Annotated in this window: 24 protein-coding genes; 11 read left to right on the top strand and 13 right to left on the bottom strand. The window is 66.1% G+C overall.

Annotation, left to right across the window (positions count from 1 at the left end):
- Window positions 1-41: 41 nt before the first annotated feature.
- The 7 genes from WN73_RS28910 to rsmI form a co-directional block, all read right to left on the bottom strand.
- The gene (locus WN73_RS28910; RefSeq protein WP_038965131.1) at window positions 42-1331 is read right to left on the bottom strand and encodes an AAA family ATPase; all 1290 of its coding nucleotides are present in this window, start codon (window positions 1329-1331) and stop codon (window positions 42-44) included.
- Window positions 1328-2062: a CpaD family pilus assembly protein gene (locus WN73_RS28905; RefSeq protein WP_271555725.1), complete on the bottom strand. Its 735-nt coding sequence runs from the start codon at window positions 2060-2062 to the stop codon at window positions 1328-1330. Before WN73_RS28905 ends, WN73_RS28910 begins: the two co-directional genes overlap by 4 nt.
- A gap of 56 nt (window positions 2063-2118) precedes the next feature.
- Window positions 2119-3636 (bottom strand): type II and III secretion system protein family protein, encoded by a 1518-nt coding sequence (locus WN73_RS28900; protein ID WP_161532814.1) that lies wholly within the window; start codon window positions 3634-3636, stop codon window positions 2119-2121.
- Window positions 3637-3646: 10 nt separating this feature from the next.
- Window positions 3647-4459, bottom strand: coding sequence for a Flp pilus assembly protein CpaB (gene cpaB, locus WN73_RS28895; RefSeq protein WP_011083494.1), 813 nt, complete (start codon window positions 4457-4459; stop codon window positions 3647-3649).
- 353 nt (window positions 4460-4812) lie between these two features.
- Window positions 4813-5757: a glutathione synthase gene (gshB, locus tag WN73_RS28890; protein ID WP_011083495.1), complete on the bottom strand. Its 945-nt coding sequence runs from the start codon at window positions 5755-5757 to the stop codon at window positions 4813-4815.
- Window positions 5758-5767: 10 nt separating this feature from the next.
- A complete protein-coding gene (locus WN73_RS28885; protein ID WP_011083496.1) occupies window positions 5768-6169 on the bottom strand; it encodes a YraN family protein in 402 nt (133 codons plus the stop codon).
- Complete coding sequence (gene rsmI, locus WN73_RS28880; RefSeq protein ID WP_271555724.1) at window positions 6156-7106, bottom strand: 16S rRNA (cytidine(1402)-2'-O)-methyltransferase; 951 nt, start codon at window positions 7104-7106, stop codon at window positions 6156-6158. The genes WN73_RS28885 and rsmI overlap by 14 nt, the downstream gene beginning before the upstream one ends.
- Window positions 7107-7459: 353 nt before the next feature.
- Here rsmI and WN73_RS28875 point away from each other — a divergent pair, with 353 nt between their 5' ends.
- Complete coding sequence (locus WN73_RS28875) at window positions 7460-8695, top strand: penicillin-binding protein activator (RefSeq protein WP_271555723.1); 1236 nt, start codon at window positions 7460-7462, stop codon at window positions 8693-8695.
- Between the two features lie 163 nt (window positions 8696-8858).
- Here WN73_RS28875 and hemW read toward each other — a convergent pair whose 3' ends face one another.
- Genes hemW through rph form a run of 3 tightly spaced genes read right to left on the bottom strand, consistent with a single transcriptional unit; the run spans window position 8859 to window position 11360 of the window.
- Window positions 8859-10013, bottom strand: coding sequence for a radical SAM family heme chaperone HemW (hemW, locus tag WN73_RS28870; RefSeq protein WP_028172453.1), 1155 nt, complete (start codon window positions 10011-10013; stop codon window positions 8859-8861).
- The gene (rdgB, locus tag WN73_RS28865) at window positions 10000-10635 is read right to left on the bottom strand and encodes an RdgB/HAM1 family non-canonical purine NTP pyrophosphatase (protein WP_011083500.1); all 636 of its coding nucleotides are present in this window, start codon (window positions 10633-10635) and stop codon (window positions 10000-10002) included. Before rdgB ends, hemW begins: the two co-directional genes overlap by 14 nt.
- A gap of 11 nt (window positions 10636-10646) precedes the next feature.
- A complete protein-coding gene (gene rph / locus WN73_RS28860) occupies window positions 10647-11360 on the bottom strand; it encodes a ribonuclease PH (RefSeq protein WP_011083501.1) in 714 nt (237 codons plus the stop codon).
- A gap of 175 nt (window positions 11361-11535) precedes the next feature.
- Here rph and hrcA point away from each other — a divergent pair, with 175 nt between their 5' ends.
- Window positions 11536-12624 carry a heat-inducible transcriptional repressor HrcA gene (hrcA, locus tag WN73_RS28855; protein WP_011083502.1) on the top strand — a complete coding sequence of 363 codons (1089 nt, stop codon included), beginning with the start codon at window positions 11536-11538 and terminating at the stop codon, window positions 12622-12624.
- 97 nt (window positions 12625-12721) lie between these two features.
- Window positions 12722-13339 (top strand): nucleotide exchange factor GrpE, encoded by a 618-nt coding sequence (grpE, locus tag WN73_RS28850; protein ID WP_028172454.1) that lies wholly within the window; start codon window positions 12722-12724, stop codon window positions 13337-13339.
- 100 nt (window positions 13340-13439) lie between these two features.
- Here the strand turns inward: grpE and pncA are convergent, their stop codons facing one another.
- Entirely contained in the window at window positions 13440-14162 is a 723-nt protein-coding gene (pncA, locus tag WN73_RS28845) for a bifunctional nicotinamidase/pyrazinamidase (protein WP_011083504.1), read from the bottom strand.
- A gap of 264 nt (window positions 14163-14426) precedes the next feature.
- The gene (locus WN73_RS28840) at window positions 14427-15368 is read right to left on the bottom strand and encodes a hypothetical protein (protein WP_028172455.1); all 942 of its coding nucleotides are present in this window, start codon (window positions 15366-15368) and stop codon (window positions 14427-14429) included.
- A 396-nt stretch (window positions 15369-15764) separates the two neighbouring features.
- Here WN73_RS28840 and dnaK point away from each other — a divergent pair, with 396 nt between their 5' ends.
- From dnaK to WN73_RS28800, 8 genes are all read left to right on the top strand, one after another.
- On the top strand, window positions 15765-17666 hold the full coding sequence (gene dnaK / locus WN73_RS28835) for a molecular chaperone DnaK (RefSeq protein WP_011083506.1): 1902 nt from the start codon (window positions 15765-15767) through the stop codon (window positions 17664-17666).
- A gap of 245 nt (window positions 17667-17911) precedes the next feature.
- Complete coding sequence (gene dnaJ, locus WN73_RS28830) at window positions 17912-19045, top strand: molecular chaperone DnaJ (RefSeq protein WP_011083507.1); 1134 nt, start codon at window positions 17912-17914, stop codon at window positions 19043-19045.
- An 87-nt stretch (window positions 19046-19132) separates the two neighbouring features.
- Window positions 19133-19732, top strand: coding sequence for a class I SAM-dependent methyltransferase (locus WN73_RS28825; protein ID WP_007598495.1), 600 nt, complete (start codon window positions 19133-19135; stop codon window positions 19730-19732).
- Between the two features lie 57 nt (window positions 19733-19789).
- Window positions 19790-20368: an NADPH-dependent FMN reductase gene (locus tag WN73_RS28820; protein ID WP_011083508.1), complete on the top strand. Its 579-nt coding sequence runs from the start codon at window positions 19790-19792 to the stop codon at window positions 20366-20368.
- A 6-nt stretch (window positions 20369-20374) separates the two neighbouring features.
- Entirely contained in the window at window positions 20375-21088 is a 714-nt protein-coding gene (gene pyrF, locus WN73_RS28815; RefSeq protein WP_011083509.1) for an orotidine-5'-phosphate decarboxylase, read from the top strand.
- A gap of 119 nt (window positions 21089-21207) precedes the next feature.
- A complete protein-coding gene (locus WN73_RS28810) occupies window positions 21208-21519 on the top strand; it encodes a DUF1330 domain-containing protein (protein WP_011083510.1) in 312 nt (103 codons plus the stop codon).
- Between the two features lie 153 nt (window positions 21520-21672).
- Window positions 21673-22488, top strand: a complete 816-nt coding sequence (gene dapB / locus WN73_RS28805) for a 4-hydroxy-tetrahydrodipicolinate reductase (protein WP_028172456.1) — start codon at window positions 21673-21675, stop codon at window positions 22486-22488.
- Between the two features lie 27 nt (window positions 22489-22515).
- Complete coding sequence (locus WN73_RS28800) at window positions 22516-23139, top strand: 2,3-bisphosphoglycerate-dependent phosphoglycerate mutase (protein WP_011083512.1); 624 nt, start codon at window positions 22516-22518, stop codon at window positions 23137-23139.
- A 116-nt stretch (window positions 23140-23255) separates the two neighbouring features.
- Here the strand turns inward: WN73_RS28800 and WN73_RS28795 are convergent, their stop codons facing one another.
- Entirely contained in the window at window positions 23256-24152 is an 897-nt protein-coding gene (locus WN73_RS28795) for a methylated-DNA--[protein]-cysteine S-methyltransferase (RefSeq protein WP_028172457.1), read from the bottom strand.
- Window positions 24153-24182: the final 30 nt, after the last annotated feature.

Here is a 24182-nt window from a genome sequence, read left to right as displayed (position 1 = left end):
CTCGTTGGTTTCTGTTTGACGTGTTTTCTCGACGCGGGCGCCTACGACGCCTTGCGATGCGGCGCGGATGCGCGGCCCGAGCGGCCCTTCAGCTTCTTCAACAGCGGTCCGAGCAGCGAGCGCTTCGGCTTCTTCACCTCGCCGCGCCCGGCAAGGCGGTTCGCCATGTTCTGGAACAGCGCGGTGGTGCGGTGGCTCTTGGAGACCTCCGCGATCATCTGGCCGTTGTTGGCGGCGGTCGAGAACAGCTTCGAATCGAACGGGATCACCGCGATCGGCTGGCTCTCCATGGTCTTGGCGAATGACTTGACGTCGATCTCCGCGCGCTTGTGCATGCCGACCTGGTTGATGCAGTACAGTGGCGGCCGGTCGTTCGGCCGCGCCGTCTTCAGCACGGTCAGCATGTTCTTGGTGTTGCGCAAGTTCGCGAGATCGGGCTCGGCCACGATCACGATGTCGTCGGCGTTGATCAGTGCGCGCCGCGTCCAGCCCGACCATTGATGGGGAACGTCGAGCACGATGCAGGGCGTGGTCATGCGCAGCGTGTCGAACACCGCGTCGAAGGCTTCCGCGCCAAAATCGTAGACCCGGTCAAGGGTGGCGGGCGCGGCCAAAAGGCTGAGGCGCTCGGTGCATTTGGCGAGCAGGCGCTCCATCAGCGCCGTGTCGGGCCGGTCCTGCGACAGCACTGCGTTGGCGATGCCCTGCACCGGGTCCTGGTTGTAGTCGAGGCTCGCGGTGCCGAAGGCGAGGTCGAGGTCGATCACGACGGAATCGAGCGCGAGGTCGCGGGCGATTGTCCAGGCCACATTGTGCGCGACGGTGGACGCGCCGACGCCGCCCTTGGCGCCGACCACCGCGATGACGCGGCCGGTGATGATGGCTTCGGACGCCGAGAACAGGCTGCAGATCGAACGGACCACGTCGATCGTCTCGACCGGTCCCACCACATAGTCGTTGACGCCGCGGCGCACCAGCTCGCGATAGGGCGCGGTGTCGTTGGGATTGCCGATCACGACCACGCGGGTGCCGGGATCGCAGACGCCGGCGAGATCGTCCAGGCCCTCCAGGATGTCGCGCGTGCCGTCGGATTCGATCACGATCACGTTCGGCGTCGGCATCGTTTCATAGACTTCGATCGCCGCAGCGAGGCCGCCTTCCTTGGCGGTCAGGTGCGCCTTGGCCAGCCGGCGATCCTCTCCCGCCGCGGTTACCGCGGCGAGCGTCTGGTCGGTCTCGCAAAAGGCCTGCACCGAGATGCGAGGAACCGGCGCAATGTGCTCCTCGGGGTGCCGCGGATGGTCCGTTTCTTCGTCGTTGACGCTCGTCATTTGCCTGTGTCGCTGAGCTTGGCCTTGTCGGCCTCGGGGCTGGGAGTCGCGATCGCCGCGCCCTTGCGATAGCGATCGAAGGCGATGTCGCGACGTGCGGTATAGACCGGCGTTTCGGCACGCGGCTGCTCGAGGTCGGCGGGGTTGTCGATCATCGCCGCGAGGTTGCGCTGGCTGGCGCAGCCCAGATTGAAGTACGGCTGGTTCTCGTTGTAGCCGGGGTCGAGGATGGACGGACCGACGTCTTCGGGCCACAGCCCGCAGGGGCCGGCGACCGCGGCGATGCGCGAATAGCTCAGGCGGATGGTCGGCAGCAGTCCGGGATCCTCGGGCCGATAGGGATGCTGGACGATGGCGCGCGACGGCACGCCGCCGGATGCGAGCACGGAACGGATCTCATGATAGGTCGTCGCGGCGGCACGCGAATTCGCGCTGCCGATCGGCACGTCGACGACGACGGACCCGGTGCCTTCGCGCACCCAGTCCCCGGCGATGCCCGCGACGTCGGACTGCTGTGCGGCCGAGAGGCCGCCTCTCGCCTTGCCGACGAAAATCACGATCGACTTCTTGGCTTCCTGCACCGCGATCGGATGGCGCTGGCGATAATCGGTCGGCACCGTCTGGGTGACGATCTCGCCCGTGGTGTTGCACGCACCCAGCATGACGGAGAGCCCCGTCAGCACCAGCGCGACGCTTAAGCCGCGACGTCGATCGGCCATGGTCTTCGTCATCGCTTGATCCCCTCTTGCCCCGATCCTTGCCCCGTTCCCCAAGCCGTCCGCCGGTCTCAGTCGATGATGAAGCCGAAATCGCCGCGGGCGCCGTCGATCGGATCGACGCGGCGCGCGATGCCATAGAGCCGGTTCATGCGGCCGAGCAGCGCCGTCTGTGCATCCGAGGCCGGCGCGAAGCCGTCGTCGGGCCGCGACAATTCCTTCTGGGCGACCGCGCGCACCACATAGGGCGTCACGATCACCATCAGCTCGGTCTCGTTGTTGACGAAGTCCTGGCTGCGGAACAGCGCGCCGATGATCGGCACCTGGTCGACGCCGGGCAGGCCGTTGATCGCCTGCTTGGTCTGCTGCTGGATCAGGCCGGCCATCGCCATCGAGCCGCCCGAGGGAATCTCGAGCGTGGTCTCGGCGCGGCGGGTCTGGATCGAGGGGATGGTGACTGAGCTGGTCTGGCTCGCGGACACCGCCTGCGTCACGGAGATGGCGTTCTGGTTCGACAGCTCCGAGACCTCGGTCATCACGCGCAGGCTGATACGTCCTTCGCTGAGCACGACCGGCGTGAAGTTCAGGGAGATGCCGAACTTCTTGTAGGTGATCTGGGTGGTACAGACGTGGGTGACCGGATCGCAGGCATATCCTCCCGGGATCGGGAATTCGCCGCCCGCGATGAAGGTCGCGGATTCGCCCGAGATCGCCGTCAGGCTCGGCTCGGCCAGCGTCCGCATCACGCCGGCGGTTTCCATCGCCCGCATCGTGGCGTTGACGGTGGCCACGCCTTTTGCGAGTCCGGTAACACCGAGCCCGTTGCTGCTGACGAGCGGGCCACCGGAGACCGAGAACGGGTTGGAATTGTTGAAGTTCACGACCGCAGTGCCGGCGTTCAGGCTGGCGCTGAGATCGACGCCCAATTGCTTGACGATGTCGCGGCGCACTTCGCCGACGACGACCTTGAGCATCACCTGGTCGCGGCCGCGCACCACGATGTTGTTGACCACCTTCTCGGAGCCGCCGACCAGCTTTGCGGCGACTTCACCGGCCTGCTGCGCCTCGACCGGGCTCGACACCGAGCCGGTCAGCATCACGCTGTCGCCGATGCCTTCAATTTGCACGCCCGGCAACGACTGGCGCAGCGCGGCACGCATGCCGTTGAGGTCTCGCTTCACCGCGATGTCGTAGGCGGCGACCTGCTGGCCGTCGGCGGTGAAGAACACGACGTTGGTCTGGCCGACCTGGCCGCCGATGATATAGGCGCGCTGGGCCGAGCGGATCACCGCGTTGGCGATCTTGGGATCGGCCACCAGCACATCCTTGACCTCGCGGGGCAGGTCGATGACGACCGACTTGCCGACGCCGAGCGACAGGAAGCGCGTCTTCGCCGGCGCGATCGTCCCGACCGATGCCACGCCAAGATCCGGCGCCTGCAGCGGCGCCTGGTCGCCGACCGGCGCTTCGGCGGCGCTGACGAGGCCAGGCGCTGCGAGCAGCCCCAGTGTCAACATCGCCCCCGTCCAGAACGTGCGTGCGCGATTCCCCCGAATGCGCAAGCCCGCCCGATCATCCCCGTAGTTCATGCTATCCCCATCACTTCTGTGACGTCAGTTGTCGCACCTGGACGCCGTAGCGGATCACGTTGACTCCGCCGGAACGCTTGATCGCCAGGTCCTCGGCCGTGAGCTCGGTTGCGTTGGCATCGACGATGCTCCGCAGCGCAAGCTGGAGCGTGCCGCCCTGGCGCGCCGCGGTGAGCGTTGCGACCTGATCCGGCTTGAGCTCGAGCGTGACGGTCTTGCCGACAACGGCGTTCTGGCCGTCCTTTTCCTTCGGTGCCTGGTCGATCGCGAGCACGCGGATGTTGGTCAGGATGACCTCGGACAGGATGAGGTCGTTGCCGGCGGTCGGGCCGTTGACGTCGGGATTCTTCAGGCGGCGGGTCAGAACGATGTCGACGCGGTCATTCGGCAGGATGAAGCCGCCGGCGCTGGTCTCGGCTGTAACGTCGGTGGAAACGGCGCGCATGCCCGACGGCAGAATCGCGGCCATGAAGCCGGAGCCCTCGGCCCGCACCAGCTTCTGCTCGCGGATCGGCTCGCCCTGCATCAACGGCACGCGCGCGATCGAGCCGGCGATCTGGGTCTGCGCCTCGGGCCTGCTGTCGCGGCGGATGAAGGCACCGCTGGCGGTTGCCGCCGGCCAGGACTGCCATTGCAGATCCTCTGGCTTCACGGCCTGGCCAAGCTGGATATCGTTTTTCGCGACGAGAACCTCAACCGTCGGCAGCTTCTCGGCGACGGGAAGCGCGGGCGCGGGCTTGTTGTCGTAGCCGCTCGCCAGATACGCAGCGACGCCGCCGGCGCCCAGTGCGATGACGAGAACGACAATGCGTGCGGTATTCATACGCCTCTACTCTTACGCGGGGCACTCGAACCGCACGTGGCGGGTTCCCCGTGTCGATGAGTAGGGAGTAAAAGTATAAGGGGTGTTGCGGTTACGAATGCGACGGCCGGCTACGGCCCGAGTTCTGGGCAGATGGTGAACGTGGCGTTATTCGGTCGGCCAGCGGCCCCCGTAGATTCACGCAGTGCGGACGTTCGTTCGAACGATGCGCGCGGCGTCATGGTGAATGGGTGGTTAGTGACGTGGGAGCTGGCGTCGCGCCGTCATGCCAACAAGACGGAAGCAATGCGCCACATCATCGGTGTCGTCCTGGCGTTCGCCAGGACGACGTTGGGGGAGACAGCGTGCGAGCCCTACTTCGCCCGCTTTTGCTCGATCGTGTCCCAGACCTTCGCCGCCACGTCCGGGCCGCCGAGCCGCGCGATGGCGCGGATGCCCGTTGGCGATGTCACGTTGATCTCGGTGAGGTTGCCGTTGATGACGTCGATGCCGACGAACAGCAGGCCGCGTTCGCGCAGCGCCGGGCCGACGGTGGCGCAGATCTCGCGCTCGCGCGGGGTGAGCTCGGTCTCCTGCGCCGCGCCGCCGCGCACCATGTTGGAGCGGAGGTCGTCGGCAGCGGGCACGCGGTTCACGGCGCCGGCGAACTCGCCGTTGACCAGGATGATGCGCTTGTCGCCGTGCTTCACCTCGGGGATGAACTGCTGGATCACCCAGGGCTCCTTGAACGTGACCGTGAACATGTCGAACAGCGAGCCGAAATTCATGTCCTGCGGCATCACGCGGAACACTGCCGCGCCGCCATGGCCGTGCAGCGGCTTCATCACGACGGCGCCGTGCTTGTCTCGGAACGCGTTGATCTCGTCGAGGTCGCGCGAGATCAGGGTCGGCGGCATCAGCTGCGGAAAGTTCATCACGAACAGCTTTTCCGGCGCGTTGCGCACCGAGGCCGGATCGTTGACGACCAGCGTCTTCGGATGAATCCGCTCCAGGAAATGGGTCGAGGTGATGTAGGCGAGGTCGAACGGCGGGTCCTGGCGCAGCAGCACCACGTCGAAGCCGTTGAGTGCCTCGCGCTTGGGCTCCCCGAGGGTGAAATGGTCGCCGGGCTCGTCGCGCACGGTCAGGAGCTGCACCGGCGCGACCAGCTCTTCGCCGATCATCGAGAGCTTGTCGGGCGTGTAATAGGACAGGCCGTGGCCGCGCTTCTGCGCCTCCAGAAGCAGCGCGAAGGTGGAATCGCCCTTGATATTGATGCGGGCGATGGGGTCCATCTGGACGGCGACGTTCAGTTTCATGGTCTGCCTTTCAGGTCGAGGCGTCGAATGCTGCCAACACATGGCGTGGAAGTGATCGCGGCGCAATCAGCATGGCGTCGAATCGCAATTCGAATTCGGCATGCTCGGGATGCGCTGCGAGCCAGCCTTGCGCGGCATCGATGATGCGCTGCTGCTGGCGCGGCGTCACCGCATAGGCCGCATCATCGAGGCTGGCGCGTGCCTTGACCTCGACGAAGGCGATCAAATTGCGCCGGCGCGCCACGATGTCGATTTCGCCATGCGGGGTGCGATAGCGCTTGGCGAGGATGCGATAGCCTTTGGCCATGAGATAGGCGGCGGCGCGGCTCTCCGCAGAGATGCCGGTGCGGAACGCGGCGACGCGCTCGGGCGAGGCGACTTTCGGTTCCGCTCCGCCCTCAGGCTTCGCCATCGCCGCCCCGCAAATCTTTTGCGAGCTCGAGTGCGCGGGCATAGACCTCGCGCCGCGGCCGGCCGGACAGCGCGACGGCATGGGCCACGGCGTCCTTGACGCTGTGCGTCGCCAGCTGCGCGCGCAGCAGGTCGTCGAGCGCATGCGATGTCAGCATCTCGGCGTCCGCCGCAGGCGGTGCGATCACCAGCACGAACTCGCCGCGCGTCTCCAGCGCATCCGCCTCGCGTGCCAGCTCGGTCAACGTCGCGCGCGAAATCTCCTCGTGCAGCTTCGTCAGCTCGCGGCAGATCGCGGCCTCGCGCGTCCCCATGATCTCGGCGAGAGCGGCGAGCGTGTCCTGCACGCGGTTGCCGGACTCGAACATCACCAGCGTCGCATCGATGCGGGCAAGCTCGGCAAGACGCGAGCGGCGCGCGGCGGATTTTGCCGGCAGAAAGCCCTCGAAGAAGAAGCGGTCGGTCGGCAGCGCGGCGACCGACAGCGCCGCCAGCACCGAGGAGGGGCCGGGCAGTGCGTAGACGGCGTGGCCGGCGGCGCACACCTCGCGCACCAGCTTGAAGCCGGGATCGGAGATCAGCGGCGTGCCGGCGTCCGACACCAGCGCGATCGAGCCGCCCTGCGAAAGCCGCTCCAGGATCTTCGGGCGCGCCGCCTCGGCATTGTGCTCGTGATAGGGCTTGAGCTGCGCGGAAATGTCGTAGCGCTCGGTCAGGCGCCGCGTGATGCGGGTGTCCTCGCAGGCGATGACGTCGACCCCGGCGAGCGTCTGAAGCGCGCGCAGCGTGATGTCGCCGAGATTGCCGATCGGGGTCGCGACCAGATAGAGGCCCGCGGCCGCTTTCGGCGCCGCAAGACGATGGGCGTCGATGGAGAAGCCGCGCGGGGCGGCGTCTGTGCCTTCAGGCGTATTTATCGGGGCCGGCTTTGCGCGCATAATGAATCGAACTTAGGCATGATCCCCGGGGCTGGGAACCGGTCCTCCGAAAAAGATCGCGGCTAGGCCAAGGGGCGGGGCAAGGACTGAAGAGGAGTGGAATGTGATCCATCCGGCATCACATTCCAGAGGGAATGCAGCGTCAGCGCCATATTCGCGGCGGAAACGCCGCCTTGATGCTGGGTGACGGACGGCGGACAGCTGGCCGGGACTTTAAGGTGCGGTCGCGTTAAGCGGTCATTATCCTTTTGTTTTGGTTAACTATTTGCCGACAATATGCCTGAATCCGCGGCTTCTGTCGCGGCAAGTTTGTTGTGACCGGCCGGCGACGGCAGGTCAGAAGAGAAGCTGCCATGCTGGGCCCGCGTCATCCAAAGTCTCCCGATCCGGGGCCCCAATCGTCGGGTGCGACCCGGCGGGGCGCGCTCGGCCTGTTGCTCGGCGCGCCCTTGCTGTCGGCCTGCGCCGGCGTGCAGCAGAGCCTGAGCCAGTTCTCCAATCCCTTCAGCAGCTCTTCCGCGCCCCCGGCTCAGCCGGCCGGGCCGCCGCAACAGGCCACCACCGCCGGCACCGGCGGGGTGAAGGTTGCCGTGATCCTGCCGCTCTCGGCCGCCGGCAACGCCGGCCTCGCCGCGCAATCCATGCGCAACGCCGCCGAGATGGCGCTGGCCGAATTCCAGAATCCGAACATCCAGCTCCTGATCAAGGACGACAACGGCAGCCCGCAAGGCGCGCAGGCCGGTGCGCAGCAGGCGATCGACGAAGGCGCCGAGATCATTTTGGGACCGCTGTTCGCGCAATCGGTGCCGGCGGTGGCGCAGGTCGCGCGCACGCGCGGCATTTCCGTCATCGCGTTCTCGACCGATTCCAGCATCGCCGGCCGCGGCGTCTATCTGCTCTCGTTCCTGCCGGAGTCCGACGTCAACCGCATCGTCGAATATTCCGCCAGCATCGGAAAGCGCTCCGTCGCCGCGCTCGTGCCCGATAATGCCTATGGCAATGTGGTCGAGGCCGCGGTGAAGGCGGCGGTGCCGCGGCGCGGCGGCCGCATCGTCGCGTTCGAGAAATACGGCGCCGACCGCGCCACGCCGGCGCGCGCCGTGGCGCAGCAGCTCGGCAGCGCGGATGCGCTGTTCATCGCCGATGACGGCGATGCGGTGGTGACGGTCGCAGATGCGATGACGGCCGCCGGCGCGAACTTGCGCAACATCCAGCTGCTCGGCACCGGCCTGTGGGACAATCCGCGCGTCTACGCGAATGCGAGCCTGCAAGGCGGCCTCTACGCGGCGCCCGATCCCGCCGGCTTCCGCGCTTTCTCCGGCCGCTACCGCACCAAATACGGTGCCGAGCCGATTCGCACCGCAACGCTCGCCTATGACGCGGTCGCCCTCGTCGCCGCGCTCGCGCGCACGCAGGGCACCACCCGTTTCTCGTCCGACGTGCTCACCAACCCCTCGGGCTTTGCCGGCATCGACGGCCTATTCCGCTTCCGCGCCGACGGCACCAACGAACGCGGCCTTGCGGTGATGAAGGTGACGACCGGCGGCGGCGTCGCGGTCGCGGGTTCGCCGAAGAGTTTTGGGGCTTAGCTGTTCTTTCGCCGTCGTCCTGGCGAAAGCCAGGACCCATACCGCGTGATCTATCGAGTGACTACAGTGCGAGTACCAGCAAAGAATAATTGGGACTCTTCGCCAAACTCCTCCCTGGGGTAATGGGTCCTGGCTTTCGCCAGGACGACGATGGGGAGAGAGCTCAGGCCGCCAGATCCGCGACCACCGCATCCAGCACCGGGAATCCGCTGCTGGTCACGCGCAGCCGTCCCGTCGCATCGACCGTGATCGCGCCTTCCTCACGCAGCAGCGCGATGCGCTTGGGGTCGAGCGCGCGGCCGGAGAGGGCGGTGTAGCGTTCGGGATCGATGCCTTCGGCGAGACGGAGTCCCATCAGCAAAAATTCATCGGCGCGCTCCTCGCTGTTGAGGAGATCGTCGGTGACGACGCCGTGGCCGTTGGTCTCGACCCGCAACAGCCAGGCTTCGGGACGCTTCTCGGTGGCGGTGGCGTGCCTGATCCCGTCGATGTCGAGCCGGCCGTGCGCGCCGGGGCCGATGCCGGCATATTCGTCGCCGCGCCAGTAGACCAGATTGTGCCGGCATTCGGCGCCGCGCCGCGCGTGATTGGAGATCTCGTAAGCGGGCAGGCCGAGCTTGTCGCAGGTTTCCTGCGTGACGTCGTAGAGCGCGCGCGCGACCGCCTCGTCCGGCGTCTTCAATTTGCCGGCCTGGTGCAGGCCGAAAAACGGCGTGCCCTCCTCGATCGTCAATTGATAGAGCGACAGATGCTCGGCCGCCTCCGCGATCGCAAGACGCAGTTCATCGGCCCACATCGCCGGCGTCTGGTCGGGGCGGGCGTAGATCAGGTCGAACGAATAACGCTCGAACGAGCGGCGCGCGATGGCGACCGCGTCCAGCGCTTCGCGCGCGCTGTGCATGCGGCCGAGCGCCTTCAGCGAAGCATCGTCGAGCGCCTGCACGCCGAGCGAGACGCGGTTGACGCCGGCGGCGCGATAGCCGGCGAAGCGCGTGGCCTCGACGCTGGTCGGGTTCGCTTCCAGCGTGACTTCGACATCACGAGCGACCTGCCAGTGCTTGCCGATCGAATCGAGCACGGCGCCGACGGTCGCGGGCTGCATCAGCGACGGCGTGCCGCCGCCGAGGAAGATCGAGGTGACCTCGCGGCCGGGCGCGCGCTGCGCGGTCGTTTCGATCTCGCGCGCGAAGGCGGAGGCGAAGCGTGCTTCGTCGATTGCGGCATGGCGGACATGGCTGTTGAAGTCGCAATAGGGGCACTTCGACAGGCAGAACGGCCAGTGCACGTAGACGCCGAAGGCTTCGTTAGCGCGGCTCAAGGCAGATCTCCGCCAGTTTCACGAAGGCGCGGGCACGGTGCGACAGGGCAAGGCCGAGCGGCGGCAGGCCGTGCTTCTCGATGCTGGTCATCTCGCCGAAGGTGCGCGTGTGCCCGTCGGGCCGAAACATCGGATCATAGCCGAAGCCGGCGGTGCCGCGCGGCGGCCAGACCAGCGTGCCGTCGACGCGCGCCTCGACCTCTTCGAGATGATCGTCGGGCCAGGCGACGCAGAGCGCGGAGACGAAGTGCGCCTTGCGCTTGTCGGGCGCGGTCGCGCCGCGCTCCTGCAACAGGCGCTCGATCCGCGTCATCGCCGCGGTGAAGTCCTTGGTCGGTCCGGCCCAGCGCGCACTGTAGATGCCGGGCGCGCCGTCGAGCGCGTCGACCACGATGCCGGAATCATCGGCGAAGGACGGAAGCTTGGACGCGTGCGCGGCCGCGATCGCCTTGATCGCGGCGTTGCTGCGAAAATCGTTGCCGGTCTCGTCCGGCTCGGAAAGGCCGAGCTCGCCGGCCGACACCGCCTCGATGCCGTAAGGCGCCAAAAGCTCCTTCATCTCGGCGAGCTTGCCGGGATTGTGGGTGGCGATGACGAGCTTTCCGGTGATTCGGCGGTGCATGGGCCTATTGACTACGCGACGGCCAGTTTCTGCAAGTCCACGAGGCGCGCGATACCCTTCTGGGCCAGCGCCATCAGCGCCAGGAGCTCGTCTTGTGTGAACGGTTCGCGTTCCGCGGTGCCCTGCACCTCGATGATGCGGCCATCGCCGGTCATGACGAAATTGGCGTCGGTCTGGGCTTCCGAATCCTCGGCATAGTCGAGGTCGAGCACGGGCGTGCCGTTGTAGATGCCGCAGGAGATCGCGGCGACGTTGTCGCGCAGCACGTTGGCCTTGACCATGTTGCGCGCCTTCATCCAGTTGACGCAATCGGCGAGCGCGACCCAGGCGCCGGTGATCGAGGCCGTGCGCGTGCCGCCGTCGGCCTGGAGCACGTCGCAATCGACCGTGATCTGGCGCTCGCCGAGCGCTTCGAGATTGATGATGGTGCGAAGGGAGCGGCCAATCAGGCGCTGGATCTCGACGGTGCGGCCGCTCTGCTTGCCGGCGGAGGCCTCGCGGCGGGTGCGTTCCGAGGTCGCGCGCGGCAGCATGCCGTATTCCGCGGTGACCCAGCCGCGGCCCTGGCCCTTCAGCCACGGCGGCAGGCGGTCCTCCAGCGTGGCGGTGACCAGCACATGGGTGTCGCCGAATTTCACCAGGCAGGAGCCTTCCGCATATTTGACCACGCCGCGCTCCAGCGTCACGGGGCGCAATTCGTCGGGCGCACGGCGGCTTGGCCGCATGGGAAATCCTCCAAAACTCACGGGAATAGGCTGTTCGCGGTGCTTGTAGGTGGGGTGAGGGTGAGCGGCAAGGCCTTTTCGGTCCCCAAGCAACTTGTCGAGCAAGTGCAAAACCACGCTTGTCAGGGACCTCCCGGATGGCCAAATTGTAAGCATCTGAGAGGAGTTGCTGTCTGTGGCCCATCACGATCCGATCCATCTGATCGCGCCGCGCGCAGGGCTCGCCCAGCTGAATGAGCGGTCCCGCGACATCTTTCGTCAAATTGTCGAAAGCTATCTCGCAACCGGCGAGCCGGTGGGCTCACGCAATATTTCACGGCTGATCGCGATGCCGCTGTCGCCGGCCTCGGTTCGCAACGTCATGGCCGATCTGGAACAGCTTGGCCTGATCTATGCCCCGCATACGTCCGCCGGCCGGCTGCCGACGGAACTCGGCCTGCGCTTCTTCGTCGACGCCTTGATGCAGGTGGGCGACCTCAATGACGCTGAGCGGCAGTCGATCCAGAGCCAGCTCACCTCCGTCGGTCAGGCGCAGTCGGTCGAGGCGGCGCTGGACCAGGCGCTGACGCGGCTGTCGGGCCTGACCCGCGCCGCCGCGGTGGTGCTGACGCCGAAATCCAACGCGCGGCTGAAACACATCGAATTCGTCCGGCTGGAACCGGAAAAAGCGCTGGTGATCCTGGTCGGCGAGGACGGCCAGGTCGAAAACCGCGTGCTGACGCTGCCACCCGGAGTTCCCTCCTCGGCGATCACCGAGGCCGGCAATTTCCTCAATTCGCGGATTCGCGGCCGGACCCTGGCCGAAGCGCGGCTCGAGCTCGAAACCGCGCTCGGGGAGGCCCGTGCCGAGCTCGATCAGCTGACGCAGAAGGTGATTTCGGCCGGGATCGCCAGCTGGTCCGGCGGCGAGAACGAGGACCGCCAGCTCATCGTCCGCGGCCACGCCAATCTGCTGGAAGATTTGCACGCGCTGGAGGATCTGGAGCGGGTCCGCCTCTTGTTCGACGACCTCGAGACCAAGCGCGGCGTCATCGACCTGCTCGGCCGGGCCGAGACCGCGGAAGGCGTGAGGATTTTCATCGGTTCGGAGAACAAGCTGTTTTCCTTGTCGGGCTCCTCGACCATCATCTCGCCGTATCGGGATGCCGCCGGCCACATCGTCGGCGTTCTGGGTGTGATCGGGCCGACACGGCTGAATTATGCCCGTGTGATCCCGACCGTGGACTACGCCGCCCGGATCGTCAGCCGCCTTCTGGGGGGCTGACCGGCGGCTGAGGCGATCACGGGCGCTTGATTTTCGGCGTCCGAAGCACGATATCCGGGCCAGAAAAATCCCTGAGACAAATTCGAAAAGAGAGCCGATGACCGATCGAGACCGGCAACCCGAAGACACGACCGCGCCGACCGGCGAGCCCGTGGTGTCGAAGCCCTACATCATGCCCGACGATCCCGAGCCGGGCTCGGTCGAGCTGTTGCAGAAGGAAGCCGCCGAGGCGCGCGACCGTATGCTGCGGACGCTGGCGGAGATGGAAAATCTGCGCAAGCGCACCACCAAGGAGGTCGCCGACGCCCGTCTCTACGGCATCACCGGCTTTGCCCGCGACGTGCTCGACATCGCCGACAATCTCCAGCGCGCGCTCGACGCGGTTCCCGCCGAGGCCCGCGCCGCGGCCGATCCCGGCCTGACCTCGCTGATCGAGGGCGTCGAGCTCACCGAGCGCTCGCTGCTCAACGCGCTGGAAAAGCACGGCGTGAAGAAGTTCGATCCGCAGGGTCAGAAGTTCGACCCGAACTTCCAGCAGGCGATGTTCGAAGTGCCTGATGCGTCGGTGCCCGCCGGTACGGTCGTGCAGGTCATGCAGGCCGGCTACACCATCGGCGAGCGCGTGCTGCGTCCGGCCCTCGTTGGGGTCGCCAAGGGCGGCGCGAAGGCTGCGTCCGCCGCCAACACCAACGAGCCGAACAGCGCGGCGAACTGAGTTCTGACGTCATTCCGGGGCGATGCGAAGCATCGAACCCGGAATCTCGAGATTCCGGGTTCGGCTCTTCGAGCCGCCCCGGAACGACTGATGGCTGGTCTTACGCGCTCGCCGCGATATCCGCAGACTGAATCCGCTTCACGCCGGCCTTGGCCATGTCGGCCCAGGCTTTTGCCAGCGAGCCCTGCGTGTCGATGCCGCGGCAGGCGTCTTCCACGACATAGACTTCGAAGCCCGCCTTGCGCGCGTCGAGCGCGGTCCAGGCGACGCAGAAATCTGTCGCGAGGCCAGCGACGAAGACGCGCTTGATCTTGCGGCCCTTCAAATAGCCGGCGAGGCCGGTCGAGGTCTTGCCGTCGGCTTCGAGGAAGGCCGAGTAGCTGTCGACGTCCTTGTGAAAACCCTTGCGGATGATGAGCTCGGCGTGCGGGATTGCGAGGTCCTTCGACAGCGAAGCGCCGTCAGTGCCCTGCACGCAATGGTCGGGCCACAGCACCTGCTTGCCGTAAGGCAGGTCGATGGTCTCGAACGGCTTCTTGCCGGAGTGTACCGACGCAAACGAAACGTGGCCGGGCGTGTGCCAGTCCTGCGTCATCACCACATTCGAAAACGCTTTCGAGATCTTGTTGATGACGGGCACCACCTGCTCGCCTTCCTTCACCGCGAGGCTGCCGCCCGGCAGGAAGCAGTTCTGCACGTCGATCACGAGCAGCGCGGACGCATCGTCCGGCTTGATCGATGCGGCCGCAAGAAGTGCGGTTGGCGCGAGGGCTACGAGGGCGCTCGTCCCAAGCGCCGCCAAGACTTGCCGCCGATCTAGCATCGTTCGCCTCCCTCCAGGATGAACTCGATTGGGCAGGAGCCTAGTTCCGCTTGTGCACGAACAGAAGCCCGAAAATGCAGCCGGTTTTGGTGAGAGGGTGGGCTCAGCCGCGTACTCGGTGCACCTCTCCCGCTTGCGGGAGAGGTCGGCGCGTATCGCCGGGTGAGGGTTCTCTCCTCTGGGGGAGTCTTCGTTGTTGAGACACCCTCTCCCCAACCCTCCCCCGCACGCGGGGGAGGGAGCGCATCTCGCTTGCGGATGCAGCTACCCCTTCGGCTGGATGCCGTCGCGCACGGCGCGGAAGCGGGTGAAGGCGGCTTGCCACTGGTCGCGCGGGGCGCTGGCGATGATGCGCAGCGAGGCGCCGCCGCTCGAGAAGCGGATCCACTGCACCACGGTCACCGGGGTCTTGTCCTTGCCGCTGACGCCGTCGATCCGGGTCTCGAAGCCCTGCTGGCCGTTGATGCGGATCGGCTCGGACATGGTGACGCGCGATTCGCGCACGCCGGGGATCTGGAGCGCCGCCTCCTGGGCGAAGCGGGCGCGGTCGTCGGCGGCTTGCGGGGTGGCGCCGATCAGGCCGAGGATCATGAACGGCTTCGACTCGTAGCCCGTGCTCTCGTTGCCGTCGGCCAGGATGATGCTGGACCCCGGCGCCAGCGTGCGGATGTCCTTGAAGTCGGCGAGATCGGTGATCTTGAACGGCATCAGCGCGATCTGCTCTTCGGCCGAGACCTGCTTGCGGGTCACAGTGCTCGCAAACATCTGCCGCACCGCCTCGTCGGTGTAGATCTTGGTCGCGTTCTCCGGGATCTGCACCGCGACATAGCCGGAGAAGCCGGCGCCCGGCACGATCATCGAATAGCGTTTCACCGCCGTCTCGCCGGCCTTGCCGCTCTCGGTGGTGAAATAGGCAAGGCCCGCGGGGGTCTCGATCTTGTCCTGCTTGACGCCGTTGACGCCGGCCGGATTGGAATTGAAGGCGCTCACGACCTCGCCATAGGCCGCCGGCGGCAGCTCGGTGATCAGCACCTTGACGGTGCCGTCCTCGCTCTCGAAGCCCGGAAAGGTCTTGGCCGTGCTGAGGCCGACCAGCGGCACCATGCCGAGGCGCAGTCCGGGCGGGAAAACGGCGTCGGCAGCAAAGGCCGGAAGCGCGGAGACGGCGAGGAGGGCGAGCGCGGCGAGGGGACGGATCAGCTTCATGGGCACTCTGATTGGTTCACATTGAGGCCGTTCGATGGTCGGCCACCGGGCCGCTTTGTCGCGCGAAGCAGCCTGGGTGCGGCGCTCCGGCCGGTCCGCCTTTTAGCCGGTTTGGCCCTGCCGCAACAGGGCAGGCCGGATCGCGGTAACGGGGGCTTGCCGAAGCCCGGACCTGTTAATAATTCCTCACCCGCAAGGGCGGCTGGGCCCGGATATGATCTTCCAAAACCCAATGTTTTCACGGCCGAAACTTGCGTTCGGTCCTTGCGGGCCCCTCCCCCCCTCCTATATGAGCCTCAACCATCGCAATATCGCGAATGTTTGATCTTAGGGGGTTTCGGTTCGGGTGCCTTCTGGGCCCAACCAACCTGCCGCAAAAAGAAGGATATCAGGACCATGGGAAAGGTCATTGGGATCGACCTCGGCACCACGAACTCGTGCGTCGCCGTGATGGATGGCAAGAACGCCAAAGTCATCGAGAATTCCGAGGGCATGCGCACGACGCCTTCGATCGTCGCCGTCACCGACGACGGTGAGCGCCTCGTCGGCCAGCCGGCCAAGCGCCAGGCCGTCACCAATCCCGAGCGCACCTTCTTCGCAGTGAAGCGCCTCATCGGCCGCCGCTACGACGACCCGATGGTCGAGAAGGACAAGAAGCTCGTTCCGTACAAGATCGTGAAGGCTTCCAACGGCGACGCCTGGGTCGAGGCCGACGGCCAGACCTACTCGCCCTCGCAGGTCTCGGCGTTCATCCTGCAGAAGATGAAGGAGACCGCGGAGGCCCATCTCGGCCAGAAGGTCGACCAGGCCGTCATCACCGTTCCCGCCTACTTCAACGACGCCCAGCGCCAGGCGACCAAGGACGCCGGCAAGATCGCGGGCCTTGAAGTGCTGCGCATCATCAACGAGCCGACCGCGGCCGCGCTCGCCTATGGTCTGGACAAGACCAAGACCGGCACGATCGCCGTGTACGATCTCGGCGGCGGCACGTTCGATATCTCCATTCTCGAAATCGGCGACGGCGTGTTCGAGGTGAAGTCGACCAACGGCGACACCTTCCTCGGCGGCGAAGACTTCGACATGCGCCTGGTCGGCTATCTCGCCGACGAGTTCCAGAAGGAGCAGGGCATCAACCTGCGCAACGACAAGCTCGCGTTGCAGCGCCTGAAGGAAGCCGCTGAAAAGGCCAAGATCGAGCTGTCGTCGACGACGCAGACCGAGATCAACCTGCCCTTCATCACCGCGGACCAGACCGGTCCGAAGCATCTGACGATGAAGCTCACCCGCGCCAAGTTCGAGGCGCTGGTCGACGACCTCATCCAGAAGACCGTCGAGCCCTGCCGCAAGGCGCTGAAGGACGCCGGCGTCACCGCCGGTGAGATCGGCGAAGTGGTTCTGGTCGGCGGCATGTCGCGCATGCCGAAGGTCCAGGAAGTCGTGAAGCAGCTGTTCGGCAAGGAGCCGCACAAGGGCGTCAACCCGGACGAAGTCGTGGCGATCGGTGCCGCGATCCAGGCCGGCGTGCTCCAGGGCGACGTCAAGGACGTGCTGCTGCTCGACGTGACCCCGCTGTCGCTGGGCATCGAGACGCTAGGCGGCGTGTTCACCCGCATCATCGACCGCAACACCACGATCCCGACCAAGAAGAGCCAGGTGTTCTCGACCGCCGAGGACAACCAGAACGCGGTCACCATCCGCGTCTTCCAGGGCGAGCGTGAAATGGCGGCCGACAACAAGATGCTCGGCCAGTTCGACCTGATGGGCATTCCGCCGGCCCCGCGCGGCATGCCGCAGATCGAGGTGACCTTCGACATCGACGCCAACGGCATCGTCAACGTCTCGGCGAAGGACAAGGCCACCGGCAAGGAGCAGCAGATCCGCATCCAGGCCTCCGGCGGTCTGTCGGAAGCCGACATCGAGAAGATGGTCAAGGACGCCGAGGCCAATGCCGAAGCGGACAAGAAGCGCCGCGAGGCGGTGACCGCCAAGAACGAGGCGGACGGTCTGGTGCATTCGACCGAGAAGGCGCTCGCCGAGCACGGTTCGAAGGTCGCCGAGACCGAGCGCCGCGCCATCGAGGATGCCGTCAGCGACCTCAAGGAAGCGCTGAAGGGCGACGATGCCGAGGCGATCAAGGCCAAGACCCAGACGCTGGCCCAGGCTTCGATGAAGCTCGGCGAGGCCATGTACAAGCAGCAGGCCGAGGCCGACGCCAAGAAGGACGCGGCCAAGGACGACGTCGTCGACGCGGAGTTCACCGAAGTCGACGACGACAAGAACAACAAGAAGTCCGCCTGAACCCCAAGAGGGTGATGATGCGGACGGCTTGGACCCCACACACTCCTTCGGCCTCCCCCTTCGCGGGGGAGGCTCCCGTGTCGAGGTCGGCGGGCTACGCTCCCGTTACGATCGATCAATTTCCAGCCGTTATTCTCAACGCTGCCATGCTGCCCTCTGCCGCGAGGCGGAGGGACGCCTATATCGTCGCGTGGCAGCATTGTTTTGCCCCGACTTGAATCGCGATTGGATAGACCGAGTTCAACATGTCCACGTCCACCAAGCGCTGCTACTACGAGACCCTCGAAGTCGAACGTGACGCCGACGAATCCAAGTTGAAGTCGTCGTTCCGCAAGCTGGCGATGAAGTTCCACCCCGACCGCAATCCGGGGGACGACACCAGCGAGGTCAAGTTCAAGGAAATCAACGAGGCCTACGAGGTCCTGAAGGACAAGGACAAGCGCGCGGCCTATGACCGTTTCGGCCATGCGGCCTTCGAGCAGGGCGGTCCTGGCGGCGGCGCCGGTTTCGGCGCGGGCTTCGCCTCCTCCTTCTCCGATATTTTCGAGGACCTGTTCGGCATGGCCGGACAGCGCGGCCGCGGCGGCCGCGAGCGCGGCGCCGACCTGCGCTACAACATGGAAATCACGCTCGAGGAGGCCTTTGGCGGCAAGACCGCGCAGATCGAGATCCCGGTCTCGGTCACCTGCGAGGCCTGCTCGGGCATCGGCGCCAAGGCCGGCACGAAGCCGAAGACCTGCTCGACCTGCGGCGGCGCCGGCCGCGTGCGGCAGTCGCAGGGCTTCTTCACCCTGGAGCGGACCTGTCCGGGTTGCCAGGGCCGCGGCCAGATGATCGAGGACGCCTGCCCGTCCTGCTCGGGCCAGGGCCGTGTGACCCGCGAGCGGACGCTGTCGGTCAACATTCCCCAGGGCGTCGAGGACGGTACGCGGATCAGGCTCGCCGGCGAAGGCGAGGCCGGTGTCCGCGGCGGCCCGCCCGGCGACCTCTACATCTTCCTGTCGCTGGCCCAGCACCAGTTCTTCCAGCGCGACGGCGCCGATCTGCATTGCCGGGTGCCGATCTCGATGGTGACGGCCGCCCTTGGCGGCGAATTCGAGGTGCCGACCATCGAGAAGGGCAAGGCCAAGGTGAAGGTGCCGGCCGGGACCCAGTCCAACCGTCGATTCCGCATTGCATCAAAAGGCATGCCGGTGCTGCGCTCGCGCCAGACCGGCGACATGTACGTTCAGGTCGTGGTCGAGACCCCGCAGAATCTCACCAAGAAGCAGCAGGAATTGCTGGCCGAGTTCGAAAAGCTCTCCTCCGGCAACACCCAGCCGGAATCCGAGGGTTTCTTCACCAAGGTCAAGGATTTCTTCGGCAGTCGGGCGAATTGACTCGTCTTGACCGTATCGCCTTCGGCCTATACGTCTTTATGACCATTTTCTGACACGCCGCGTCCTGCGGTCCCGTCCGGTCCAGACATGCCATTGCCATCGTCCGCGCGTGCGTTGAAGAAGCCTCGTCTCGATGACGAGGTGCGCTTTCTCAGATCGTGGATCGAAAAGCCGCTCCACATGGGCGCAGTGATGCCGTCGGGCAAGCTGCTGGCCCGGACCATGGCGCATTACGTCGACGTCAACTCGGACGCCCCTGTGGTTGAGCTCGGCCCCGGTACCGGCGCCATCACCTCGGCCCTGGTCGAACGTGGCGTCGACCAGAAGCGTCTCGTCCTCGTCGAGTACAATCCCGGCTTCTGCGCGCTGCTGCGCGACCGCTATCCGCAGGCCAAGGTCGTGCAGGGCGATGCCTATCGCCTGCGCGACACGCTCTGGAACGTGCTGAGCGCGCCGGCATCCGCCGTCGTCTCCGGCCTGCCGCTGGTCACCAAACCGATGCTGACGCGGTTGCGGCTCATTCGCGACGCTTTCACGGCGCTCGCGCCCGGCGCGCCCTTCGTCCAGTTCACCTATGCGGTGGTGCCGCCGATCCCGAAATCGCTGCCCGGCGTGTCCACAGAGGCTTCGGAACGGATCTGGATGAACCTTCCGCCGGCCCGCGTCTGGGTGTATCGCAAGGATTAATTCCGCCGGCATTCCTCTTTGCGCGGCGGGCTCGTTTCGCCGAACGCATGGAAGCGGATGTCCGCACCCAAAATCCTGGTCATTCCCGGCTCGCTACGCACCGGCTCGCACAATGCGAAGCTGGCCGCGCTCGCCGCCTATGAATTCGCCCAGGCCGGCGTCGACGTCACCCGCATCTCGCTCGCCGATTTTCCGCTGCCGATCTACGACGGCGACCTCCAGGCCAAGTCGGGCGTGCCCAAGCACGCGATCAATCTCAAGCGCATGATCGGCGCGCATCATGGCGTGCTGATCGTTTCGCCCGAATACAATGCCTCGGTGCCGCCACTGCTGAAGAACGCGATCGACTGGGTCAGCCGCGTGCATGAGCTGCACGAGGCGCGCGGCGAGGTGTTCCGCAACCGCGCCTTCGCGCTCGCCGGCGCCTCGCAGAGCCGGCTCGGCGCCGCCCGCGCGCTCCAGGCGTTGCGGCTGATCCTGACCTCCTGCCACGCCAATGTGATTGCCAGCCAGCTCACGCTCGCCTTTGCCGGAGAGGCCTATGACGATATGGACAGGCTGAAGAACGAGGGCGATATCGCCGCGTTGAAGGAGCTGGTAGCGCAGTTGATCGACATTTCCCAACGCATGATGTGAGGTGACATGACGCCAGCCGAGATCGCCCCGAAGGACCGCCTGATCGTTGCGCTCGATCTGCCGAGCGTTGATGCCGCGGAGGCAATGATCGCAAGGCTCGGCGACAGCGTCACGTTCTACAAGATCGGCTATCGCCTCGCTTATGCCGGCGGCTTGCCGCTCGTTGCGAGGCTCGCGGACAAGGGCAAGAAGGTCTTTCTCGATCTCAAGCTGCACGACATCGGCAACACCGTGGCGCAAGGCGTCGAGAGCATCACCAGGCTGGGCGCGACCTTCCTCACCGTGCACGCTTATCCGCAGACCATGAAGGGCGCTGTCGAAGGCCGCGGCGGCTCGAACCTGAAGATCCTCGCCGTCACCGTGCTGACCTCCTACAACGAGGACGATCTGCACGCGGCGGGTTTCCGGCTCGGCGTCGCCGAGCTCGTCGAAGCGCGCGCGCAGCAGGCGCAGGTGCTCGGCATCGACGGGCTGGTGTCGTCGCCCGAGGAAGTGGGCGCCTTGCGCAAGATCGTCGGCCACCAGATGAGCCTCGTCACGCCCGGCATCCGGCCGGCGGGCTCGGCAAGTGGCGATCAGAAACGCATCATGACGCCGGGCCGCGCGATCACCGCGGGCGCCGATTATCTCGTCGTCGGGCGCCCGGTAGTGGAAGCCGCTGAGCCCAAGGCGATCGCAGACGCCATCCAGGCTGAGATCGGGCAGGCGCTGGGAGCATGATCCGGACCCGAAGGGCCGCGTTAGCGCAAAGTGTGCAGCGGTTTTCCATCGCGACAAACGCGGAACGCGTTTGCGCGGAGATCATGCTCAAATAGAGACAACAACAAGGGAGAAGAACAATGGCAAAAGGCTACTGGATCGGGCGCGTCGATGTGAACAGTGACGAGGGCTACAAGCCTTATGCCGTCGCCAACGGCGCGATCTTCAAGAAATGGGGCGGCCGCTTCGTCGTCCGCGGCGGCAAGTTCACCACCGTCGAAGGTGCCAGCCGCACCCGCAACGTCGTGATCGAATTCCCGGACTACGAGACCGCGATCGCCTGCTACAACTCACCGGAATACCAGGCCAACATCAAGGTGCGCCAGCCGCACTCGGTTGCCGACCTCATCATCATCGAGGGCTATGACGGCGCACAGCCGTCGGACGGCTGAGGTAGGCCGTCATTCCGGGGCGCCCAAAGGGCGAACCCGGAATCTCGAGATTCCGGGTTCGATGCTGCGCATCGCCCCGGAATGACGGTGGTGTCCCCCTCGGTTGCCGGAACTGCGTCCCCCCGCTACAACGGCCCCGAAGAGGATCACACCATGTCCGACATGCGCTTGATTGTTGCTGGAGCCGGCGGCCGGATGGGCCGGGCGCTGACGCGCGCGATTGCCGAGAGCAAAGGCGCGGTGCTGGCGGGCGCGCTGGAGGCGCCGGGCTCCGAGCTGCTCGGCAAGGACGCCGGCGTGCTCGCGGGCCTGCCCGCCAATGGCATCAAGGTCTCGGCGGATCTCTGGGCAATGTCCAAGGAGGCCGACGGCATCCTCGATTTCACCGTGCCGGCCGCGACCATCGCCAACGTCGCGATCGCCGCCGAGCGCGGCATCGTGCATGTCATCGGGACGACCGGGCTTTCGGGTTCCGACAACGCCGTGATCAAGAGCGTCACCAATCGCGCGGTCGTGGTGCAGTCCGGCAATATGAGCCTGGGCGTCAATCTGCTTGCCGCAGTGGTCAAGCGCGTCGCCAAGGCGCTCGACCAGAGCTTCGACATCGAGATCGTCGAAACCCATCACCGCATGAAGATCGATGCGCCCTCCGGCACCGCGCTGATGCTGGGCCAGGCCGCGGCGGCCGGCCGCGGCATCTCGCTCGACGAGCATGCGGACCGTGGCCGTGACGGCATCACCGGGGCACGTAAGCCCGGCAACATCGGCTTCGCCTCCTTGCGCGGCGGCACCGCGGCCGGCGACCACAGCGTCAGCTTCCTCGGCCCGTTCGAGCGCCTGACGCTGTCGCATCAGGCCGAGGACCGCATGCTGTTCGCGCATGGCGCGCTGAAGGCGGCACTGTGGGCGCATGGCAAGAAGCCGGGGCACTACTCCATGGCCGACGTGCTCGGCCTCGCCGATATCTGAACGAAAGAAAGCAACGGAAAGCAGTCAATGAGCGAACGTCTTCTCGTGCTCGTCCGCCACGGCCAGAGCGAATGGAATCTGAAGAACCTGTTCACGGGGTGGAAGGATCCTGATCTCACCGAGCAGGGCGTCGCGGAGGCCAGGGAAGCCGGCCGCAAGCTGAAGGCGCAGGGGCTCGTGTTCGACGTCGCCTACACGTCGGTGCTGACGCGTGCGCAGCACACGCTCGACCTCATCCTCGGCGAGCTCGGCCAGAAGGGTCTGCCCACGGAGAAGAACCTCGCGCTGAACGAGCGCGACTATGGCGACCTCTCCGGCCTCAACAAGGACGACGCCCGCAAGAAATGGGGAGAGGACCAGGTCCTGATCTGGCGCCGCTCCTACGACGTGCCGCCGCCCGGCGGCGAAAGCCTGAAGGACACGCTGGCGCGCGCGCTGCCCTATTACGTGCAGGAGATCTTGCCCAGCGTGCTCAACGGCAAGCGCACGCTGGTTGCCGCCCACGGCAACTCGCTGCGCGCGCTGATCATGGTGCTGGAGAAGCTGTCGCCGGAAGGCATCCTGAAGCGCGAGCTCGCGACGGGTGTGCCGATCATCTACCGCCTGAATGCGGATTCGACCGTGGCCTCGAAGCTGGATCTGGCGGGGTAACAGACGCCGTCATTCCGGGGCGCCCGAAGGGTGAACCCGGAATCTCGAGGTTCTCAGGTGCGCAGTTGCGCACCATAGTTCGATGCCTTGCATCGCCCCGGAACGACATCAGACAATCACTGCATCCCCAGCTGCCCAGCTTCCCACCCGAGCATCGCCTGCTTGCGGGTGATGCCCCAGTGATAGCCGGTGAGCGTGCCGCTCTTGCCGAGTGCGCGGTGGCAGGGCACGACGAACGACACCGGGTTCTTGCCGACCGCAGCGCCGACGGCGCGTGAAGCCTTCGGGCTGTTGATGTTGCAGGCGATGTCGGAATAGGACACCGCGCGGCCCATCGGGATCTTCAAGAGCGTTTCCCAGACCCGCACCTCGAAATCGGTGCCGATCATCACCACGCGCAATGGCTGGTCCGGCCGCCACAGCTTCGTGTCGAAGATGCGCTGGGCGAGCGGCGCTGTGCCTTCGTGATCCTCGACGTAAGTTGCGTTCCGCCAGCGCCGCGTCATGTCGGCGAGCGCGACCTTCTCTTCACCGGGATCGGCGAAGGCGAGCCCCGACAATCCGCGATCGGTCGCGATCACGATGGCCGTGCCGAAGGGCGAGGCATGGAAGCCGTAGCGCAGGGTGAGGCCCGCGCCGCCATTCTTCCATTCACCCGGCGACATCGCCTCGTGGGTGACGAAGAGATCGTGCAGCCGGCCCGGCCCCGACAGGCCGGAGTCGAGCGCGGCGTCGAGCACGCTCGCGGAATCCCGCAGCAGGCCCTTGGCGTGGTCGAGCGTCAGCGCCTGCATGAAAGCCTTCGGCGTGATCGAGGCCCAGCGGCGGAACAGATGGTGCAGCTCATCGGGCGTGACGCCGGCCGCATCCGCCATCGCCTCGATGGTCGGCTGCGCGCGCCAGTTCTCCGAGATGAAGGCGATCGCCCGGCGCACCGAGTCATAGTCGCGTAGCGCGGCATTCTGGTGGCCCGGCTTGGTCAGGCGCTGGTCATGTATGGCGAGTGTCATCATGACCGGAAATGTAGGAGAGGGGAGGGTTCG

The organism is Bradyrhizobium sp. CCBAU 45394, assembly GCF_028128655.1.
GTDB lineage: Bacteria > Pseudomonadota > Alphaproteobacteria > Rhizobiales > Xanthobacteraceae > Bradyrhizobium > Bradyrhizobium diazoefficiens.
This window is presented reverse-complemented; position numbering and strand designations above follow the sequence as displayed.

Coding starts and splice junctions, on each gene's coding strand:
- dnaJ (WP_011083507.1), top strand. CDS start 17,912: ATGTCCACGTCCACCAAGCGCTGCTACTACGAGACCCTCGAAGTCGAA.
- WN73_RS28905 (WP_271555725.1), bottom strand. CDS start 2,062: ATGACGAAGACCATGGCCGATCGACGTCGCGGCTTAAGCGTCGCGCTG.
- dapB (WP_028172456.1), top strand. CDS start 21,673: ATGTCCGACATGCGCTTGATTGTTGCTGGAGCCGGCGGCCGGATGGGC.
- WN73_RS28840 (WP_028172455.1), bottom strand. CDS start 15,368: ATGAAGCTGATCCGTCCCCTCGCCGCGCTCGCCCTCCTCGCCGTCTCC.
- WN73_RS28820 (WP_011083508.1), top strand. CDS start 19,790: ATGTCCGCACCCAAAATCCTGGTCATTCCCGGCTCGCTACGCACCGGC.
- WN73_RS28825 (WP_007598495.1), top strand. CDS start 19,133: ATGCCATTGCCATCGTCCGCGCGTGCGTTGAAGAAGCCTCGTCTCGAT.
- WN73_RS28900 (WP_161532814.1), bottom strand. CDS start 3,636: ATGAACTACGGGGATGATCGGGCGGGCTTGCGCATTCGGGGGAATCGC.
- rdgB (WP_011083500.1), bottom strand. CDS start 10,635: ATGCACCGCCGAATCACCGGAAAGCTCGTCATCGCCACCCACAATCCC.
- WN73_RS28885 (WP_011083496.1), bottom strand. CDS start 6,169: ATGGCGAAGCCTGAGGGCGGAGCGGAACCGAAAGTCGCCTCGCCCGAG.
- dnaK (WP_011083506.1), top strand. CDS start 15,765: ATGGGAAAGGTCATTGGGATCGACCTCGGCACCACGAACTCGTGCGTC.
- cpaB (WP_011083494.1), bottom strand. CDS start 4,459: ATGAATACCGCACGCATTGTCGTTCTCGTCATCGCACTGGGCGCCGGC.
- rph (WP_011083501.1), bottom strand. CDS start 11,360: ATGCGGCCAAGCCGCCGTGCGCCCGACGAATTGCGCCCCGTGACGCTG.
- WN73_RS28795 (WP_028172457.1), bottom strand. CDS start 24,152: ATGATGACACTCGCCATACATGACCAGCGCCTGACCAAGCCGGGCCAC.
- grpE (WP_028172454.1), top strand. CDS start 12,722: ATGACCGATCGAGACCGGCAACCCGAAGACACGACCGCGCCGACCGGC.
- WN73_RS28875 (WP_271555723.1), top strand. CDS start 7,460: ATGCTGGGCCCGCGTCATCCAAAGTCTCCCGATCCGGGGCCCCAATCG.
- rsmI (WP_271555724.1), bottom strand. CDS start 7,106: ATGCGCGCAAAGCCGGCCCCGATAAATACGCCTGAAGGCACAGACGCC.
- gshB (WP_011083495.1), bottom strand. CDS start 5,757: ATGAAACTGAACGTCGCCGTCCAGATGGACCCCATCGCCCGCATCAAT.
- WN73_RS28910 (WP_038965131.1), bottom strand. CDS start 1,331: ATGACGAGCGTCAACGACGAAGAAACGGACCATCCGCGGCACCCCGAG.
- pyrF (WP_011083509.1), top strand. CDS start 20,375: ATGACGCCAGCCGAGATCGCCCCGAAGGACCGCCTGATCGTTGCGCTC.
- WN73_RS28800 (WP_011083512.1), top strand. CDS start 22,516: ATGAGCGAACGTCTTCTCGTGCTCGTCCGCCACGGCCAGAGCGAATGG.
- pncA (WP_011083504.1), bottom strand. CDS start 14,162: ATGCTAGATCGGCGGCAAGTCTTGGCGGCGCTTGGGACGAGCGCCCTC.
- WN73_RS28810 (WP_011083510.1), top strand. CDS start 21,208: ATGGCAAAAGGCTACTGGATCGGGCGCGTCGATGTGAACAGTGACGAG.